We start from the raw sequence: 18626 nt of genomic DNA on the forward strand, positions 1-18626 counted from the left end.
TTCCGGCTCGTTGCAATGAGAATGAGGTGAACGCTACAGCGAGGGCGTCACGCACCTCGCGCCACGCGGACTCGGATCGCTAGGCGGTTCGGATGAAGTCGGCAGGGGCTCCCTGTGCTGCCGCGCGTTCCTGCCCGGATCGCTGTGGTGCCATTCGGTTGATCTCACCCATCACCGGACAGGAAGATCCAATGTCTCTCCGAAGACTGGCGCGCTCCCTGGGCAGCCTCGCGGTGGCCCTGGGTGTCACCTTCGCACTGCCCGCGACCGCCGACGCGGCTTCCACGGCCCGTCAGGAACCGCCACTGGTCATCGAGAAAACCGCCAACACGCCGGCCCCGTTCTCCCAGGGGCAGTTCGTGACGTACACCCTCGCCGTGTCGAACTCCGAGTCCGCGACGCCGTCGGGCCCGGTGATCGTCGGTGACTCGCCTGCGGGTCCCGGACTGATCATCGTCGGCCTGCAGGGCACGAACTGGGCCTGCTCGGGCGGCAACTGCACCTACACGGGCCCCGCTCTGGACCCGGGGGCCGCCTACCCGCCGATCACCGTCACCGCCGAGGTGACCGAGAACGCGCCGAGCGAGGTGTGCAACACCGGCTTCGTCGGGATGGCCGGCGGCGGCACCACCGACGAGGACACCGTCTGCAGCCCCGTCACGCAGAGCCCCCCTGACGACCCCGCCGAGCTGTCCATCGCCAAGTCGCACTCGGGAGCCTTCTCCCAGGGCGGCACCGGCACCTACACGCTCACGGTCTCCAACGCCTCCGGCGCCGGCCCGACCGAGGGGACGGTGACCGTGACGGACACCCTGCCCACAGGCGTCACCTACAACAACGCCACCGGCAACGGATGGACGTGCAGCCAAGCCGCGGGCACCGTCACCTGCACCCGCGGTGACGAGCTGGACCCCGGGGCGAGTTACCCGCCGATCACGCTCACGGTCAACGTCACGTCCGGCGCGGCGTGCAGCTTCACCAACTCCGCGACCGTCTCCGGCGGCGGCAGCCAGTCGGACACCGCGAGCGACGCGACGACGGTCGGCGGCGGCACCTGCGACGGGGGCAACGGCGGCAATGGGGGCGACGGCGGCGGGGGTTCGATCCTGCCGGTCGACCTCAGCGGCATCCTGCCGATGTTCAACAACATCGCCGTCAACAACAACATCGACAGCCCGGGAGCGACGAACACGACGAACCAGAACTTCGCCGTGAACGGTCCCTGACGGCACCATCGCCCAGGAAGAGGTGAGCTCCCGTCCCGCCCGGACGGGAGCTCACCGCGTTCCAGGGCGCTACGGCGTCCCTTCCCACACCAGCTGTCCACCCCCCGCCCCGCCCTCCGGCCCCAGGTCGATCAGCCAGTCGGAGGCTCGGACGACGTCCTCGTTGTGTTCGATCGTCACGACGGAGTGGCCCGCGTCGACCAGTCGCTGGAGGACGTCCAGCAGACGGGCGGTGTCGGCGGCGTGCAGGCCGGTCGTCGGTTCGTCGAGGAGGTAGAGGGTGCGGGCGGTGGCCCTGCGGCCCAGTTCCTTCGCCAGTTTGATGCGCTGGGCCTCGCCGCCCGACATGGTCGTCGCGGGCTGGCCCAGGGGCAGGTAGCCGAGGCCCACGTCCGCCATGCGGCGCAGGCGGGTGGCGACCGCCGGGACCTCCGCGAAGACGTCCAGGGCCTCCTCCACCGTCGCCTCCAGCACCTCGGCGATGTCGTACCCCTCGTAGCGGACGGACAGCACCTCGCCGCGGAAGCGGCGGCCCTGGCAGGCGGGGCAGCGGACCTCCACCGCGGGCAGGAAGTGCATGTGCACGGTCAGCACGCCCGCCCCCTCGCAGCGCTCGCAGCGGCCGCCGGGCACGTTGAAGGAGAAGTGGCCGGCCGTCAGACGACCGCCCGAGCGGGCCGCGAACGCCTCCCTGATCGGGGTGAACGCCTCCGAGTAGGTCGCCGCGTTGGAGCGCGGCACGCGGCTGATGGGTTCCTGGTCGATGGTGACGACCTTGCCCAGGTGCTCCCAGCCGTCGATGCCGTCGTTCGCGCCGGGCACGTCGCCCGCGCGGTAGAAGTGCCGGCGGGCGGCACGGTCGACGATGTCCAGCAGCAGGGTCGACTTGCCGGAGCCGGAGGGGCCGGTCAGCGTGACCAGGCGGCCCAGCGGGATCCGTACGGTGATGTCCTTCAGGTTGTGCTCGCGTGCGCCCCGGACGACCAGGGCGCGGACCGCGTCGCCCCGGCCCTTCGACGCCGGTGCGGGCAGCCGGCCGGACAGGTACGCCCCGGTGACCGAGCCCTCGGTCGCCGCCACCTCCTCCGGTGTGCCCTCGGCGACCACCCGGCCGCCGTCCCGGCCCGCGCCCGGTCCGATGTCCACGACGTGGTCGGCGGCGCGCAGGACGTCCAGGTCGTGCTCGATCACGAGGACCGTGTTGCCGAGGTCGCGCAGCCGGCGCAGGACGTCGATGAGGCGGGCGGTGTCCGACGGGTGCAGGCCGATGGTCGGCTCGTCGAGGACGTAGAGCACGCCGGTCAGGCCGGAGCCGAGCAGTGCGGCGAGGCGCAGCCGCTGGGTCTCGCCCGCCGAGAGGCTGGGGGTGGGCTGGTCCAGGGTGAGGTAGCCGACGCCGACGTCCACCAGGCGGCGCACCCGCTCGGTGAGGTCCGCGACGACCGGTTCCACGAACAGCCACTCGTCCGGTGTCACCTGCTCCCGCAGCCCGGCCAGCCAGGCGGCGAGTTCGGTCAGCGGCAGCCGTGCCGCCTCCACGATGCCGAGGCCGCGCACGGTCACCGCCCGGCTCTCCGCCCGCAGCCGGGTCCCCGCGCACGCCCGGCACGGTTCCTTCAGCATCAGGCGCTCGGTCTTCTCCCGGTACCCGACGTCGTCGATCCGCTCGGCGTACCGCCGCATCAGCGCGGTGGCCACGCCTTCGAAGCGGCCGGCGGAGACGGTGGCGGGCGGTTCGGTGTCCGGGAAGTGCGTGCGGAACTCGGGGGATTCGACGCCGTGGAGGAGCAGGGTCCGGGTGAGCGGGGCGAGTTGGCGTATCGGGGTGTTCGCGGAGAAGGCGAGGCCGTAGTGCTCGGCCGCCGCCCGCAGCAGGACGAGGTTGCGTTCGGTCGCCTTGGGGTGCCAGCTGACGACCGCCCCGTCCGCGACGGACCGCTCCTCGTCGACGAGTTGCCGTACGTCCGCGCGGATCACCTCTCCGAGCCCGGTGCACTCGGGGCAGGCCCCGGCCGGCTTGTTGAAGGAGAACGTGCCCATCACCGGTTCGGGCACGGCGGTGCCGCAGTGCGGGCAGGGCGTCGTGCCGGGCTCGGCGTCCTCGTCGTACGGGGACGCCGAGGAGTGGGCGGGCGGGACGCGCTCGCCGCAGGACGGGCAGGGCCGGACGCCGATCCGCGACCAGAGCAGGCGGAGGTAGGTGAAGACCTCGGTGACCGTGCCGACCGTGGAGCGCGGGCTGCGGTTGGTGTGGTGCTGGTCGACGCTGATGGACGGGGACAGGCCGGTGATCGAGTCGACGGCGGGCTTGCTGACGAAGCCGGTGACCATGCCCAGCGACTCCATGTACTGCCGCTGGCCCTCCCGGTGGAGGGTGTCGAAGGCGAGCGTGGACTTTCCGGAGCCGGACAGGCCGGTCAGGACGACCAGCTTGTTCTTGGGGAGGGAGAGGGAGACGTTCTTGAGATTGTGGAGACGGGCACCCGTGACGTGAATGGAGTCGTCCATGGCTTCAAGTCTTCCATTGAAGTCCTTGTTGGGACTTTTGCCGGAGACTGCCGTCGCCGGGCCGCGTAACCTTCAAATCCGTGAGTTCAGACAAGCGGCTCCGGCCCGTCGACCTGGCCCGTCTCGCCGGGGTGTCGACCCAGCAGATCCGCAACTACGAGGACGCGGGGGTGCTCCCGCCCGCCACGCGCACCGAGACCGGCCACCGCACCTTCGCGCCCGTCCACCGGCAGGCGCTGCTGACCTACCGGGCGCTGTCGAAGGGGTACGGGACGACCGGCGCCGCCAGGATCATGCAGACCGTGCACGCCGGTGACGTGCCGCGTGCCCTCGCTCTCGTGGACGCCGCGCACGCCGCGCTGCACGCGGAACGCGTCGCCTTGGAGGCCGCGCGCCAGGCCCTGGAGACACTGGCGGGGCGGGAACCGGCCGAACTGCCCAGCGGCGGACTGCGGATCGGCGAGGTCGCCGCGCTGATCGGCGTACGGACGTCGGCGCTGCGGGTGTGGGAGGCGGCCGGGCTGGTCACCCCGGAGCGGGAGCGCGGCACGCGGTACCGCGTGTACCGGCCCGTGGACGTGCGGGACGCCCGGCTGATCCACACGCTGCGCCGCAGCCACTACCCGCTGGACCAGATCCGCCCGGTGCTGGAGGGGCTGCGCCGGGAGGGCAGCAGCGAGGCCCTGCGGGCGGCGGTCGCGGCACGCGGCGAGACACTGACGGCCCGCACCCGGGCGATGCTCAAAGGTGCGGGCCGCCTGTACGGCTATCTGGACGTGCTCAGCGAAGCCGCGACGACGCCAGGATCGACAGCAGGTGGGCCGGGACCATCAGCCAGGTGATGACCGCGAGCGCGGCCAGCGCCCAGCGGGTCACCTCCACGCCGCCGCCCAGGACGGTGTCCGCGACGGCTGCGGCCAGCAGTACGAGGGACGCCTCGATGCCGTTCGTCACGCGGTGGATTCTGAACGCGGCGGCCACCCGCCGTACCGTCGCCACGCCCTGGGAGCGCGGCCGGGTCGCCTCGTCGTCGGCGACCGCGAGGCCGCGCCGGGCGCGCGCCACGTCGACCAGGTCGGTGGACGCCTTGAGGAGAACGACGCCCAGGGCCGTGGCGATGCCCAGCGACAGCCAGCCGCCCAGGCCGGACTCGGCGGCCCGGTAGCCGGCGCCCGCCAGCAGGGCCGCGTCGGCCAGGTAGGCGCCGAGGCGGTCGACGTAGATGCCGGTCGCGCTGTTCTGGCCCTTCCAGCGGGCGACCTCGCCGTCCACGCAGTCGAAGAGGAGGAACAGCTGCATCATGAGGGCGGCCAGGACGGCGCCCGTCAGTCCCGGGATCATCAGCGCCGCCCCGGAGGCGACCCCGCACACGACCATCGTCCAGGTCAGCTGGTCGGGGGTGACCGGGGTGCGCACCAGCTGCCGGGTGAAGCGCAGGGAGATCCTGCGCATGTACAGGCGGCCCGCCCAGTGCTCGCCGTTGCGGCTCGCCAGCTTCGCGTGCGGCTGGCACACCTCGCGCAGCTCCTGAAGCACCGGAGCAGCAACCATGGACGTTCCTCCCGACGGGACCCCGACTGCCGCTCTGTGCGCGGCGATGATCGGCTCAGGTTACAGACCGCCGGACGTCCGCCGAACGCCGAGTTGCCCGGGGCCCGCCGAAGGGAAGAGTGGGGGCATGGACCGTCGTGAAGGAACATCCCCGGCCACGTTCCCGGCCACGTCCCCGGCTGTGGAACGAGGACGTCGGTGAGTGAAGCCCGTGTCCCGGCCGTCGACCTGCGCCCCTGGCTCGGCGGCGGCCCGGACGACCGTGCCCGGATCGCCCGCACCGTCGACGAGGCGCTGCGGAGGGCCGGGTTCCTGCTGGTCACCGGGCATGGGGTCGATCCGGCGCTGCGGGCGCGGATCCGGGCGGCGGCGCGGGAGTTCTTCCTGCTGCCGGCCGGCGTGAAGCGGGCGTACGAGGCGAGGGTCGGCGGGCGCGGCTGGCTGGGGCCGGGAGCGGAGGCCAACGGGTACGCGGAGGGGACCGAGACCCCGCCGGACCTGAAGGAGTCGCTGACGTTCGCGACGCACGAGCCGTTCGACGACCCGGTCGTGAACGCCGAGTGGTACGCGCCGAACGTCTGGCCCGCCGAGGTGCCCGCGCTGCGGCCGCTGTGCGAGGAGTACCTGGCCCGCATGGCCGAGCTGGAGAACCGCCTCCTGGAGCTGCTGGGCCACGCCCTCGGTCTCGACGCCGACTTCTTCACCCGGCACATGGACCATCCGACGTACGGGTTCAACATCAACTGGTATCCGGGGCGGGACGTGACCGGGCCGCCCGAGCCGGGGCAGTTCCGGATCGGGCCGCACACCGACTTCGGGACGGTGACGATCCTCGACCGGCAGGCCGGCAAGGGCGGGCTCCAGGTGTACACGGACGACGGGGGATGGCAGGACGCGCCCTTCGACCCCGACGCGTTCACCGTCAACATCGGTGACCTGATGGCCCGGTGGACCGGCGACCGGTGGCGGTCCGGGCGGCACCGGGTTCTGCCGCCGCCCGCCGACGCGCCCGCCGAGGAGCTGATGTCGCTGGTCTACTTCGGCGAGTGCACCCCCGGCACCCTCGTGGAGTCCGTGCCCGCACCCGTGGGCCGGGTGGCGTACGAGCCGGTCGACTCGCACGTCTATCTGCGGGCCAAGCTCGATTCGATCGCCGTGAACTGACGCTCCGGCATTTCGTGACCCAACGGTCATCACTGAATCTGGTCCGAATCAAGGCCCTCTATTTACCCTGGAGTTGGGGTCGCGTCGGACGGGGGAGGTTCGGTGCACAGACGGTTGCACGGGCGCGCGGCGTTGTTCGGGACGGATCCGGCCGGACTCGCTCCGCGGCTGGTGGGGCTGCGTCCGCACCAGCACCGTGCGGTGTCCGTGGAGCACCCGCGCGAGGTGCCGTTCGTCGTGCTCACCGGCGCGCGCGGACTCGGCAAGAGCGCGGTCCTGGAGGAGCTGCGGGACGCCTACCGGGGGCACACGCCGGTCGCGCTCGTCGACTGCGCCGCACCGGAGTTCGCCGCACCGCCCTCGGGGCGGCCCGCCGAGGCCTGGTCGCCGTTGGCGCACGCGCTGCTGGTGATCGCCGAGCAGTTGGCCGCGCCGGTCACCGGGGCCGGGCGGATCCAGTTCCCACGGCTGATGTCGGGGCTGGTCGCGGTCGCGGCCGGCGGCTGGGGCGACGCCGACTCGGAGCGCATCCGGCGCGAGGTGGAACGGATCCTGCTGCTGAACGAGAGCGGATCGTGGCTGTCGGGGATCGCCGGGCGGTGGGCCGGGCGGGTCGCCGCCAACGTGGTCACGGCGGTCAGCGGCACCGGGCAGCTGCTGACCGCGGCCATCGAGGCCACCCTCGACTCGCTCTCCGAGGGCTTCGGCAACCGGCGGCACCAGCGGGCCTCCGTCTGGTACCGGGACTACCCCAACGCGGGCGGGCACGCGCGGCGCGGGTTGATGCTGCTCTCCGGGCACTTCCGGGCGGGCGGCACCTCACGGCAGCACGCCGAGCGGTACCTCGTGCGGGCGCTGCTCGCCGACCTCACCGAGGCCTACGCCGGTGTGCTGCCCCGGATGCAGCGCATCGGGCGGCCCCTCGTCCTCGTCGACAACGCGCAGAGCCCGCCGGGGCCGGGCCTCATGGACGCCGTGCTGCGGGACCGGGCGGAGGACATCGCCGACCAGGTGGTGTTCGTCGCCGGGCTGCGCGGCACCGGCGAGCTGCTGCGCAGCGCCGTCCGGCGGGAGCTGTCCGAGCTGGCGCGGCGCACGGACTGGACGCCGGACGCGGGGGCGCCCTCGTCGCGGGCGCTGCTGGTGCCGCTGCCGCCGCTCGGCCCCGACGACACCCTGCACATCGTGGGCGCCGCCTGCGGGGAGCTCGCCGTACCGCCCCAGCTGCCGCACGCCACCCACCGGCTGACCGGCGGCAACCCGCTCGGCATCACCGTGCTCGCGGAGGCCGCCGCCCAGCGGCAGCCCGGCGCCGGCTCGCTCGGCGAGCTGCTGACCGGGGAGGTGCGGCTCGCGCAGGACCAGCCCGGCGCCCCCGCCTACCTCGAACTCCTCGACCGGCTCGTCCCCGCCGACCGCCTGGACGAGCTGACCGTGCTCGCCGCCGCCCACGACCACGACTCCGCGTGCGCCCTCGCCGCCGTGCTCCTCTCCGACGCGTTCGGCCCCGCCGACGTCCGGGCCCTGGAGACCCGGCTCGCGCAGGAGGGACTGCCCGCCACGCCGGGGCAGTTCGTCGGGGACCCCTTCGTACGGACTCTGCTGCTGCTCCGGCTGCACCACCTGGACGCGGACCACGCGCGCTGGCGCCTGGCGCACGAGACGCTGATCCGGCACTACGCGTCCGCCGGGGACGGCACCGCAGGGACCGGCTACCGGCTGCACCACCAGCTCGCCCTCGGCGACACCGAACCCGCCGTGGCGCGGCTCCGGGACGCCTTCCCCGTCCTCGGCACCCGCGGCTGGCTCGCCGCCCTGCGCTTCGTCGCCTCCGCGCCCTACTTCCACGCGCACGACGCGCAGGGCCGCGACTTCACCGGGCGGGGCGACGGGCGGGCGGCGGTCGCGCTCGGGCGGACCGACGCGGGATACGACGTGCCGGACGGGGCGGAGCCGACGCTGCATCTGCGGGTGCGGCGGCTGCTGCACGCGGTGTGGCAGCTGTCCGACCCGCTGGTGCTGCCCGACAGCACGGTGTCGGACCGGCTGCGGTTCGAGCTGGAGCAGCTGTCCAACCTTCGGCCCGCGGGCAACGAACTGCTGTGGCGGGCGTCCCGGGAGTGGCCCGAGGACGCGCTCGCCGGACGGCCGCTGCGGCTGCCGGAGGACGACGACCAGAACGCAGGGGGTGCGTGATGCGACGTGGATTCTGGGTCTGGCTGCGCGAGCACGTCTGGGAGATCCCGCTGCGCCGGTATCTCGCCCTGCTGCTGTCGGCCGCGCTGGTCGCCGGGCTGGCCTTCGCCGTCCGTACGGTCACCCGCGAGGACCGCTCCTGCGCACCCGGCGTCGTACGCCTGGAGGGCAGCGACGAGTGCGTGGGCGTGTCGACGAAGGCGTACGACTTCGGGCAGCCGCGGCTGCGTGAGCTGCTGCGGGCGATCGACCGGGAGAACCGGTCGCTGAAGGAGGGCGATTACGTCACCGTCGCCCTGCTGGAGCCGTTCACCGCGACCGACCGCGACACCGTCAACCACGTCCTGCACCAGCTCCAGGGCACCTATCTCGCGCAGTACCAGGCCAACCACTCCGCGAACGGGCAGACCCCGGCGATCCGGCTGGCGCTGGCCAACCCGGGGGCCGGCGGGGAGCACTGGGAGCACACCGTCGACGAGCTGGAGCGGCTGGCGAAGGGCCCGGAACGGCTGCGGGCCGTGACGGGGATCGGGCAGAGCACCGACTTCACCAAGAAGGCCGTACGGGAGCTGACCCGGCGCGGCATCCCCGTGATCGGCTCCTCCATCACCGCCGACGACCTCGCCAACGGGCAGGGCGGCGCCGACCCGTTCCCCGGTCTCGCCCGGGTCTCCCCCACCAACACCGACGAGGCCCGCGCGCTCGCCTCGTTCGCCAAGGTGACGGCGGGGCGGGCGCTGCTGGTGTACGACAAGCCGGGCGACCCGTACACGCGCACCCTCCAGGAGTCGTTCGAGCGGCTCATCGACGGTTCGCCGTACGAGCCGCAGCCGTTCACCCCGCCCGCCGACCGCAGCCAGGAGGGCACCACGGCCAACACGTTCCGGCAGATCACCCACCTGGTGTGCGACACCTCCCGGGACACCGACACCATCCTGTTCGCCGGGCGGCACACCCAGCTGCGGCAGTTCGTCAACGCGCTCGGCGGACGCGGCTGCCAGGACCGGAAGTTCACCGTCCTCACCGGCGACGAGGGTTCCTACCTCACCGGTGACCACGACCTCGACCGGAGCGCGCTGCGCAACCTCTCCGTGCGCTACACCGCGCTCGCCCACCCCGACGCCTTCACCGAGGACCCGCCGAGGACCGGCGGCTCCAAGGCCGACACCCGGGTGCTGGACGGGCTCCTGACGGACGGCGTGCGGGAGCCGGTCGGGCCGATCGGACCGATCGACCTGGAGGACGGGCAGCTGATCATCGCGTACGACGCGATGCGGCTCGCGGTGCACGGCATCCGCGAGGCCACCCCGGACGGGCGGACGGACCCTCCGCTGGCGGACGTCGGCCTGCAGTGGCCGCAGGTGAAGGGCTCGCTGCGGGTGAACGGGGCGAGCGGGTGGATCTGCCTGGACGTGCACGGCAACCCGTACGACAAGGCCGTACCGATCGTCGAGCTGACCCCGCGGGGGCGGGCGCGGTTCGTGGAGATCGCGTGGCCGGAGGGGAAGCCGCCGGGGAAGGACTGCCTGCCGCCTTCCTAGGCGTTCAGCCCGACCCCAGCACTTCGATCAGGCGTTCGAAGCGGGCGCGCCAGCCCTGCTCCGTCTCCCCCTCCCCCTCGAACTCATGGGTGAAGCGGAGCGCGCTGGCCTCCGCACCGGCCCGCTCCAGATGGAAACGGATCCGGCCGCCGCCCTCCACCGTGTACTCGGCGACCCGGTCCACGTCCCACGCGGTCACCCGCCCGGACCCGACATCCCGCAGCGTGACCGCCCCGCCCAGCCGGTGCTCCAGCTCGTCGGCCGGGGTGAACCAGGTCGCCAGCCCCTCCGCGGTGGCCAGCGCCGACCAGACCGACTCCATGGAACACGGCAGCCGGACCAGGAAGTGCAGGATGTGCGTGTTCCCGTGGGTCTGGCTGGTGCCCTGCTCGATGGATCCGCTCGCTCCGGCCGTTCCGGTCATGATTCCAGCCTGACCCCTGGCGCAGGGTTGCGCACGTGGTCAGGGACGCCCGCCCCGCTCGCAGTCGTACGCGGGTCAGAACCCGACGGCCTGGAGCGCCCCGAGGCCGACGTCGGCGTAGGAGTGCTTGCCGGAGACGAAGATGTTCACGCCGTAGTAGTTGAACAGCCAGCAGGCGAAGGCGCCCAGGGCCAGGTAGGCGGCCTTGCGGCCCTTCCAGCCGGCGGTGGCGCGGGCGTGCAGGTAGCAGGCATAGGCGACCCAGGTGATGAAGGACCAGACCTCCTTGGGGTCCCAGCCCCAGTAGCGGCCCCACGCGTCACCCGCCCAGATGGCGCCCGCGACGATCGTGAACGTCCACAGCGGGAAGGCCGCGGCGTTGATCCGGTAGGAGAACTTGTCCAGCGAGGCCGCGGCGGGCAGCCGCTCCAGGACGGAGGACGCGAAGCGGCCGGGCTGTCCGCCGCGGGCCAGCTTGGTCTCGTAGGAGTCGCGGAAGAGGTAGATGACCGTGCTGACCGCGGCCAGGTAGAAGACCGCACCGCAGAAGATCGCCGTGGAGACGTGGATGTACAGCCAGTACGAGTGAAGGGCGGGAACCAGCTGGTCGCTGGCGGTGTACAGGACGGTGACGGCGAGACCGAGGTCCAGGAGGACCGTGGTGGTCAGGAACAGCCCGATCCAGCGGACGTTCTTCTTCAGCGCCAGCAGCACGAGGTACGTGCCGACGGCGACCGTGGTGAGGGTGATGTTGAACTCGTACATGTTGCCCCACGGCGCCCGCTCCACCGAGAGGGCCCGCGAGAGCACGCCACCGAACTCCAGCAGGAAGGCCAGCACGGTGAGCGAGATGGCGATGCGCCCGTAAAGGTCGCCCTTCTCGCTCCCGCCGTGCGCCCCAGGCCCGTCCGGCACGTCCCGCGCCCCGCCCTGCGCCCGCACCGTGACCCGCGGCCGTTCCAGTACGGCGGTGCCGCCGGCCTTCTTCACGGTCACGGCCGGGCCGGCCTTCGCCGCCGCCTTCTCGGGGGTCAGCGCGGCGGCGGTGCGGGCCACCTTGCTGCGGCTGCCGAAGAGCCATTCGGCGATGTACGCGAAGAAGGCCACGGTGTAGACGGCCATCGCGGAGTAGATCAGCGTGTTGCTGAGATTCGCGAGATTTTCGTTCGTCGCGGCGGCGAGAGTCACTGCTGTTCAGACCCTTCGGCAGGTACGGGGGATTCTGAGGGGTCGTCGGCATCGGGCGCGCCCGGTGCCTTGTCGTAAAGGGTCTCGGCGAGGTCGCCCAGCTCCTCGGGCACCTTCGCGGACTCGCTGCGGCCGAGCCCGGCCATCTCCACCACGGTCACGCCGTCGGGGCCCTCGGTCGCCCGCACCCACACCCGTCGGCGCTGGACGAAGAGAGAGGCCGACAGACCCAGGATCGCGATGACGGCACCGCCGAGCGCCCAGCCGCCACCCGGCTCCTGGACCATCTGGAACCCGGCCCACTCCCGGACCTCCCGCTCGAAGGTGATCGAGCCGGCGCCGTTCGGGAGCGTCAGGGTGTCACCGGGCTTCAGCTGCTTCTTCAGCAGCTCGCCCTTGTCGTCCTTGAACTCCTTGAGGTGCTTCTTGTCCAGCTGGTACACGCTCTGCGGGATGCCCGAGTCGACGCCGAGGTCGCCGTGGTAGGCGGAGACGGCGAGCATCGGGTTCACCAGCGCCGGGAACTGCGACAGCATCGTGCCGCCGCCGTAGGTCGGCAGGAAGAACAGGTTGAAGCCGAGCTGCTCGCTCTTGCCCTTGGCGTCCTTGTAGCCGTCCATCACCTTGACCACGCCGGACGAGGTGACGTTGCCGTCGAGCGGCAGGAGGGGCACGGCGTCCTGGTAGACGATCTTGCCCTTGCCGTCGCGGACCGTGACGACCGGCGCGTAGCCGTGGCTGACCAGGTAGACCTTGGCGTCGCCGATCTCCAGCGGCTCGTTCACCTTCACGGTGGTCGAGCGCTCCTTGCCGTAGGCGCCCGCGCTGTAGGTCAGGTCGGCCTCGTAGATGCGCGGGGTGCCCCGGTTGGGGCCGGACGCCTCGTAGGTGCCGGTGAAGTTCTTCAGGTCGAAGCTGAACGGCTCCAGGTCGTCGTTGCTGAAGAGGCTGCCGGACTTGAAGTCGTCGTACTGGGAGAGCGTGTTGGCGAACCCGTCGCCCTCCACGACCAGCTTGTTGCCCTCCGACTTGAACAGCTGCCCCCAGCCGAAGGCGATCAGCATCACGATCAGCGCGATGTGGAAGGCGAGGTTGCCGACCTCGCGCAGATAGCCCTTCTCGGCGGCGACGGCGTCACCGGCGAGATGCGCGCGGAAGCGGCGCTTCTTCAGCAGCTCCAGCGCGGCCTCCCGCACCTCCTCCGGCTTGGCCCCGGTGCGCCAGGTGGTGTGCGCGGGCAGCCGGGTCAGCCGCTTGGGGGCGGCCGGCGGACGGCCGCGCAGCTGGCCGACGAACTGCCAGGTCCGCGGGACGATACAGCCGATGAGGGAGACGAACAGCAGGATGTAGATCGCGGAGAACCACACCGAGCTGTAGACGTTGAAGAGGCCGAGCTTGTCGTAGACCGGCGCGAGGGTGGTGTGCCGCTCGCGGAAGTCCTCGACCTTCATCGCGTCGATGCCGGTCTGCGGGATCAGCGAGCCGGGGATCGCCGCCAGCGACAGCAGCAGGAGCAGCAGCAGCGCCACCCGCATCGAGGTGAGCTGCCGCCAGAACCAGCGGATCCAGCCGACCACGCCGAGCGCGGGCAGGTTGGCGGTCTCCTCGCGGGGCGCGGTGGACAGCTGGGAGCCGGCGGCGCCGAGGTCCTGGTCGTTGTCCTGGCCCTCGGGGGCGCTGGTTGTCGTCTTGCTCATCGATTCAGATCCCCACAGTGAAGCCGTTGGACCAAACCTGCATCTCCTGCACGAAGCGGTCCCAGGCACCGGTCAGCAGCAGCACGCCCGTGACGATCATCATCGTGCCGCCGATGCGCATCACCCAGACATAGTGGCGCTTGATCCAGCCGAAGGCGCCGAGGGCCTTGCGGAAGGCGACCGCGGCGAGCACGAAGGGGACGCCGAGGCCGAGGCAGTAGGCGACGGTCAGCAGGGCGCCGCGGCCCGCGCTCGCCTGCTGCATCGCCAGGGCCTGCGCGGAGGCGAGGGTCGGGCCGATGCAGGGCGTCCAGCCGATGCCGAACAGCGCGCCGAGGAGCGGGGCGCCGGCCAGGCCGGTCACCGGCCGCTTGTGGAAGCGGAACTCACGCTGGGTGAGCCAGGGCATCAGGCCCATGAAGAAGACGCCCATGAGGATCATGAGCACGCCGAGCACCTTCGACAGGACGGTCTGCTGCTCGCGCAGGGACTCGCCGAAGTAGCCGAACAGCGCCCCGCCGGAGACGAAGACGGCGGTGAAGCCCAGCACGAACAGGGAGGCGCCGGCGACCATCCGGCCGCGCCGGGCCTCGGCGAGGTCGGTGCCGGTGACCCCGGTGACGTACGACAGGTAGCCGGGGACCAGCGGCAGGACGCACGGGGAGAAGAAGGAGACGAGACCGCCGAGGACGGCGATCGGCAGGGCGAGCAGCAGCGCCCCGTTGAGCACGGTCTGGTTGGGGTCGGTGGCCGCGGCGAGCGTGACGGTCACGTCACTTCCCCGACTTCTCCGCGAGCACCGGCTCGATCATGCCGCGCAGCTTCTCCTCGCTGAGCGCCGAGAGGGCACGGGCCGCGATCTTCCCCTCCCGGTCGATGACCAGGGTGGAGGGGACGAGCTGCGGGTTGAGGGTGCCCTTCTCGAAGCGGAGCATCAGCTTGCCGGTCGGGTCGTACAGGCTCGGGAAGGTGATCCCCTGCTCCTCCTCGAAGGCGAGGGCCGGGGTGAGGCTGGTGTCGCGGGTGTTGACGCCGACGAACTGGACGTCCTCGTCCTTGAGGTCCTCGTGCACCTTCTGGAAGTTCTTCGCCTCGATCCGGCAGGGCCCGCACCAGGAGCCCCAGAAGTTCACCACGAGGACTTTGCCCTGGTAGTCGTCGGTGCTGAGCTGCTTGCCGTGGATGGTCTTCCCGGACAGCTCGGGGGCCTCGGCACGCTTGCCCTGAGCAGCGGTGGCGATGCCCTCCTTGCCGGTGACGAGGTTGGTGTTGCCGCCGCCGCCCGATGTTCCCCCGGACGTGCACGCGGACAGCGCCAGCGCGGTGACGACGGCACCGGCGGCGAGCAGAGTGGTACGGCTGGCGGCAGTCATGTGAAAAGTTTCGCATGCCCGTTCCGGGGATCTTGGGCACCCCCCTTACAGGCGGAAACCCCCATTTCAGAACCGCTTCCAGCCCCCGGCCGGCGCCTGTCCCACCTCCAGTGTGCGCAGCTTGGCCAGCACCTCGGGCCGCTGTACGTCCAGCCAGTCGGTGAACTGCCGGAAGGAGACCAGGCGTACGTCCTCGCCCTTCTCCTTCTCCCGCGCGATGTGCTTCAGCGCCTCCTCGACGGCGTCCATGTAGATGCCGCCGTTCCACTGTTCGAAGTGGTTGCCGACGAAGAAGGGTGCCCGGTTTGTCTCGTACGCCCGCTTGAATCCCTGTATGTACGCCTGCGTCGACTGCTCGCGCCAGGCCGGGTAGTTGTGCGCGGGCGCGTTCGTCGAGTTCAGGGACTGGTTGGCGAGCATGTTGTAGTCCATGGACAGGACCTCGAACGAACGCCCGGGGAAAGGTATCTGCTGGAGCGGGAGATCCCATATCCCCTGCTTCTTGTCCGGCCAGACCTGCCGGCCGCCCGGCGAGGAGGCGTCGTAACGCCAGCCCAGCTCCCGCGCGGTGGGCAGCAGGTTCTCCTGCCCGAGGAGACAGGGCGCACGGCCGCCGACGAGTTCCTTGTCGTAGTCGAAGGGCAGGGACGGCAGGTCGCTCCAGCCGGTGTTGGTGCGCCACTCCTTCACGAAGGACTTGGCCTGCTCGATCTCGCTGCGCCACTGCTGCGGCGTCCAGTTGCCGACCGACCCGGAACCGGCGCAGAAGTGACCGTTGAAGTGTGTGCCGATCTCGTGGCCGTCCAGCCAGGCCCGGCGGAGGTTCTTCAGCGTGTCCTTGATGTGGGCGTCGGTGAGATAGCCGATGTCGGAGGCGCCGCGCTGGTTGTTCGGCGGGTCGTAGAGCCGCTTCTTCGACTCGGGCAGCAGATACAGCCCGGAGAGGAAGAAGGTCATGTGCGCCCCGTGCTCCTTCGCCAGGTCCAGGAAGCGCGGGAAGAGCCCGTTGCCGACCTCGCCGGCCCCGTCCCAGGAGAACACCACGAACTGCGGCGGCGTCTGACCCGGCTCCAACGGCTCCGGGGCGGGAGGCTGGTGGGGCTGCTTGCCGGTGTAGGCGGTGGAGCCGTCCCCGATCGGCCGGGCGGCGGGTGCGCTCGGCTTGCCCTTGCCGGAACCCCCGGCATGGGAGGAGCCGTCTGAGGGGGTGTGGGTCCCGCACCCCGCGACGCCCAGCGCGGCGGCGGCTCCCGCCCCGAGTCCGATCGCTCCCCGTCGGCTGATGTGACGCATGCCGTCCCCCGTCCGTCGTGCTCTGTGGTGGTCACCCAGTCAGAGGGCACGACGGACGGGGAGGTTCCCCCCGAATCATCCGCTTTTCGTAACAAATGCGGGGAGACGGCGATGGCGCCTAGGCTCTGTCGTTTGGATCAGCCCGGCTGTGAGGGACGGTGCGTCCTGGCCGAGTCGAGCGGGGTCTGGTGCGTGCAGCTGCAAGGCGGAGGAGGGAGTCGACGCGGCGCGTCGGCGACTGACGACAACGCGGCAGATGTGCGTGCCAGACCCCGCGACGCCGGGATGATCCAAACGACAGGGCCTAAGTCGGTGCGGGGGACGCGACCGGGCCGGGGCTCACGCCCCGAACGCCTTGTCCTTTCCCTTCACCGGCTTGGCACCGGCGAGGAGGTGCGGCGGGACGAGATCGCGGGCCGGCTCGCTGTAGCCGACGGAGACGATCCGGTCGCCGTCGTAGGTGAAGGACGTCAGCGAGGCGAGGGTGCACTGCCGGCGGCGCGGGTCGTGCCACAGCCGGCGCCGCTCCACGTACGACCGCACGATCCAGATCGGCAGCTGATGGCTGACCAGCACCGCCTCGTGGCCGCGGGCCGCGTCCTTGGCGGCGTCCAGCGCCCCCATCATCCGCACCACCTGGTCGATGTACGGCTCGCCCCACGACGGCTTGAACGGGTTGACCAGGTGCTTCCAGTTGTCGGGCTTCTTCAGGGCGCCGTCGCCGACACCGAAGGTCTTGCCCTGGAAGACGTTGTCGGCCTCGATCAGCCGCTCGTCGGTGGCGACGTCCAGCCCGTGCGCCTTGGCGATCGGCGCCGCCGTCTCCTGCGCCCGCTCCAGCGGGGAGGAGCCGACGTGGGTGACGTCACGGGAGGCCAGGTGCTCGGCGACCCGGTCGGCCATCCGCCGTCCCAGGTCGGACAGGTGGTAGCCGGGCAGCCGCCCGTACAGGATCCCGTCCGGGTTGGCGACCTCGCCGTGCCGCATCAGGTGGACGACGGTGATGTCCCTGCGGGTGCCGCTCATGCCGTCGCCTCCGCGGCCGCCCGGGCCGCCGCCGGCAGCGCGTCGGCGATCCGCTGCACCGCCCGCTCGTCGTGGGCCGTGGAGACGAACCAGGACTCGAAGGAGGACGGCGGCAGGTAGACGCCGTTCGCCAGCATCGCGTGGAAGAACGCGGTGAAGCGGAACGACTCCTGAGCCTTGGCGTCCTCGTAGTCGCGCACCGGGCGGTCGGTGAAGAAGACGGAGAACATGTTGGAGGCGTTCTGCAGCGTGTGCGTCACACCCTCCTTCGTCAGCGCCTCGCTCACCAGCGCCTGGATCTGCTGCGACACCGCGTCGACCTTGGTGTACGCGGCGTCGTCGAGCAGCCGCAGCTGGGCGAGGCCCGCGGCGGTGGCGATCGGGTTCCCGGAGAGGGTGCCGGCCTGGTAGACGGGCCCGGCCGGGGCGAGGTGCGCCATCACGTCGGCACGCCCGCCGAACGCGGCGGCGGGGAAGCCGCCGCCCATGACCTTCCCGAACGTCATCAGGTCCGGGACCACCCCGTCGACGCCGAACCACCCGGCGCGGCTGGTCCGGAAGCCGGTCATGACCTCGTCGGAGACGTACAGCGCGCCGTTCTCGGCGCACACGTCCTTCAGCCCCTGGTTGAACCCGGGCAGCGGCGGCACGACACCCATGTTGCCGGGCGAGGCCTCGGTGATCACACAGGCGATCTCGCCGGGGTGCGCCTGGAAGGCGGCCCGCACGGCGTCGAGGTCGTTGTACGGCAGCACGATGGTGTCGCCGGCCTGCGCACCGGTGACGCCGGGCGTGTCGGGCAGCGCGAAGGTGGCGACGCCGGAGCCGGCGGCGGCCAGCAGCGCGTCGACGTGCCCGTGGTAGCAGCCGGCGAACTTGATCACCTTGGACCGGCCGGTGAACCCGCGGGCGAGCCGGATCGCCGACATGGTGGCCTCGGTGCCGCTGGAGACGAGCCGCACCTGCTCGACCGGCGCGACCCGGGCGACGATCTCCTCGGCGAGCGCGACCTCGCCCTCACCGGGCGTGCCGAAGGAGGTGCCGCGGGCGACGGCCTCCTGGACTGCGGCGATGACCTCGGGGTGCGAGTGGCCGAGGATCATGGGGCCCCAGGAGCACACCAGATCCACGTACTCGCGCCCGTCCGCGTCCGTCAGATACGGCCCCCGGCCGGACACCATGAACCGGGGCGTGCCGCCGACGGCGCGGAAGGCGCGCACCGGGGAGTTCACGCCGCCGGGTGTGACGGCGGCCGCACGGTCGAATAGAGCCTGTGAGACAGGCGCTTCGTATGAATAGGGCAGTTCGCTCATGACCTGCGACTTCTCCGACTTCTCGGACTCCGGTTGCTGGGGTGACCTCCTCAGGGTAGGCGTCCGGAGAACCCGGCGTCGGCCCCACCCATCTGCGAAACTGGGCATGGCTTGGTCAGAGGGACC

The 18626-nt window shown here is 71.6% G+C and carries 15 protein-coding genes; 5 read left to right on the top strand and 10 right to left on the bottom strand.

The genetic code is table 11. The annotated features are described in order from the left end of the window. The first annotated feature begins 191 nt into the window (after positions 1–191). Positions 192–1226 carry a DUF11 domain-containing protein gene (locus AMK31_RS13510; RefSeq protein ID WP_073940685.1) on the top strand — a complete coding sequence of 345 codons (1035 nt, stop codon included), beginning with the start codon at positions 192–194 and terminating at the stop codon, positions 1224–1226. Between the two features lie 69 nt (positions 1227–1295). On the opposite strand, the gene uvrA is transcribed toward AMK31_RS13510, so the two are convergent. Further along, complete coding sequence (gene uvrA, locus AMK31_RS13515; protein ID WP_073940686.1) at positions 1296–3734, bottom strand: excinuclease ABC subunit UvrA; 2439 nt, start codon at positions 3732–3734, stop codon at positions 1296–1298. Positions 3735–3814: 80 nt separating this feature from the next. On the opposite strand from uvrA, the gene AMK31_RS13520 reads away from it, so the two are divergent. Further along, positions 3815–4576, top strand: coding sequence for a TioE family transcriptional regulator (locus AMK31_RS13520; protein ID WP_073940687.1), 762 nt, complete (start codon positions 3815–3817; stop codon positions 4574–4576). Here AMK31_RS13520 and AMK31_RS13525 read toward each other — a convergent pair. Continuing rightward, positions 4515–5285, bottom strand: a complete 771-nt coding sequence (locus AMK31_RS13525; RefSeq protein ID WP_073940688.1) for a CDP-alcohol phosphatidyltransferase family protein — start codon at positions 5283–5285, stop codon at positions 4515–4517. The two genes, AMK31_RS13520 and AMK31_RS13525, sit on opposite strands and share 62 nt — an antisense overlap. 198 nt (positions 5286–5483) lie before the next feature. Between AMK31_RS13525 and AMK31_RS13530 the strand changes: the two genes are divergently transcribed. The 3 genes from AMK31_RS13530 to AMK31_RS13540 all read left to right on the top strand — a co-directional run bounded on the left by AMK31_RS13530 (position 5484) and on the right by AMK31_RS13540 (position 10186). Beyond that, positions 5484–6449: an isopenicillin N synthase family dioxygenase gene (locus AMK31_RS13530; RefSeq protein ID WP_073940689.1), complete on the top strand. Its 966-nt coding sequence runs from the start codon at positions 5484–5486 to the stop codon at positions 6447–6449. Between the two features lie 102 nt (positions 6450–6551). Next, complete coding sequence (locus tag AMK31_RS13535; protein WP_073940690.1) at positions 6552–8645, top strand: hypothetical protein; 2094 nt, start codon at positions 6552–6554, stop codon at positions 8643–8645. After that, on the top strand, positions 8645–10186 hold the full coding sequence (locus tag AMK31_RS13540) for a hypothetical protein (protein WP_073940691.1): 1542 nt from the start codon (positions 8645–8647) through the stop codon (positions 10184–10186). The genes AMK31_RS13535 and AMK31_RS13540 overlap by 1 nt, the downstream gene beginning before the upstream one ends. 4 nt (positions 10187–10190) lie before the next feature. On the opposite strand, the gene AMK31_RS13545 is transcribed toward AMK31_RS13540, so the two are convergent. The 8 genes from AMK31_RS13545 to hemL form a co-directional block, all read right to left on the bottom strand. Beyond that, on the bottom strand, positions 10191–10610 hold the full coding sequence (locus AMK31_RS13545; RefSeq protein ID WP_073940692.1) for an SRPBCC domain-containing protein: 420 nt from the start codon (positions 10608–10610) through the stop codon (positions 10191–10193). A 75-nt stretch (positions 10611–10685) separates the two neighbouring features. Further along, the gene (gene ccsB / locus AMK31_RS13550) at positions 10686–11798 is read right to left on the bottom strand and encodes a c-type cytochrome biogenesis protein CcsB (RefSeq protein WP_073940693.1); all 1113 of its coding nucleotides are present in this window, start codon (positions 11796–11798) and stop codon (positions 10686–10688) included. Continuing rightward, positions 11795–13495: a cytochrome c biogenesis protein ResB gene (gene resB / locus AMK31_RS13555; protein ID WP_073940694.1), complete on the bottom strand. Its 1701-nt coding sequence runs from the start codon at positions 13493–13495 to the stop codon at positions 11795–11797. The genes ccsB and resB overlap by 4 nt, the downstream gene beginning before the upstream one ends. Positions 13496–13499: 4 nt before the next feature. Continuing rightward, complete coding sequence (locus AMK31_RS13560) at positions 13500–14267, bottom strand: cytochrome c biogenesis CcdA family protein (RefSeq protein WP_073940695.1); 768 nt, start codon at positions 14265–14267, stop codon at positions 13500–13502. Position 14268: 1 nt separating this feature from the next. Then, complete coding sequence (locus tag AMK31_RS13565) at positions 14269–14868, bottom strand: TlpA family protein disulfide reductase (protein ID WP_073940696.1); 600 nt, start codon at positions 14866–14868, stop codon at positions 14269–14271. Positions 14869–14934: 66 nt separating this feature from the next. After that, entirely contained in the window at positions 14935–16161 is a 1227-nt protein-coding gene (locus AMK31_RS13570; protein ID WP_073940697.1) for a polysaccharide deacetylase family protein, read from the bottom strand. A 339-nt stretch (positions 16162–16500) separates the two neighbouring features. Further along, on the bottom strand, positions 16501–17187 hold the full coding sequence (locus tag AMK31_RS13575; protein ID WP_073940698.1) for a histidine phosphatase family protein: 687 nt from the start codon (positions 17185–17187) through the stop codon (positions 16501–16503). Continuing rightward, on the bottom strand, positions 17184–18500 hold the full coding sequence (gene hemL, locus AMK31_RS13580) for a glutamate-1-semialdehyde 2,1-aminomutase (RefSeq protein WP_073940699.1): 1317 nt from the start codon (positions 18498–18500) through the stop codon (positions 17184–17186). Before hemL ends, AMK31_RS13575 begins: the two co-directional genes overlap by 4 nt. Positions 18501–18626 lie beyond the last annotated feature (126 nt).

It is taken from the genome of Streptomyces sp. TSRI0107, assembly GCF_001905845.1.
Lineage (GTDB): Bacteria > Actinomycetota > Actinomycetes > Streptomycetales > Streptomycetaceae > Streptomyces.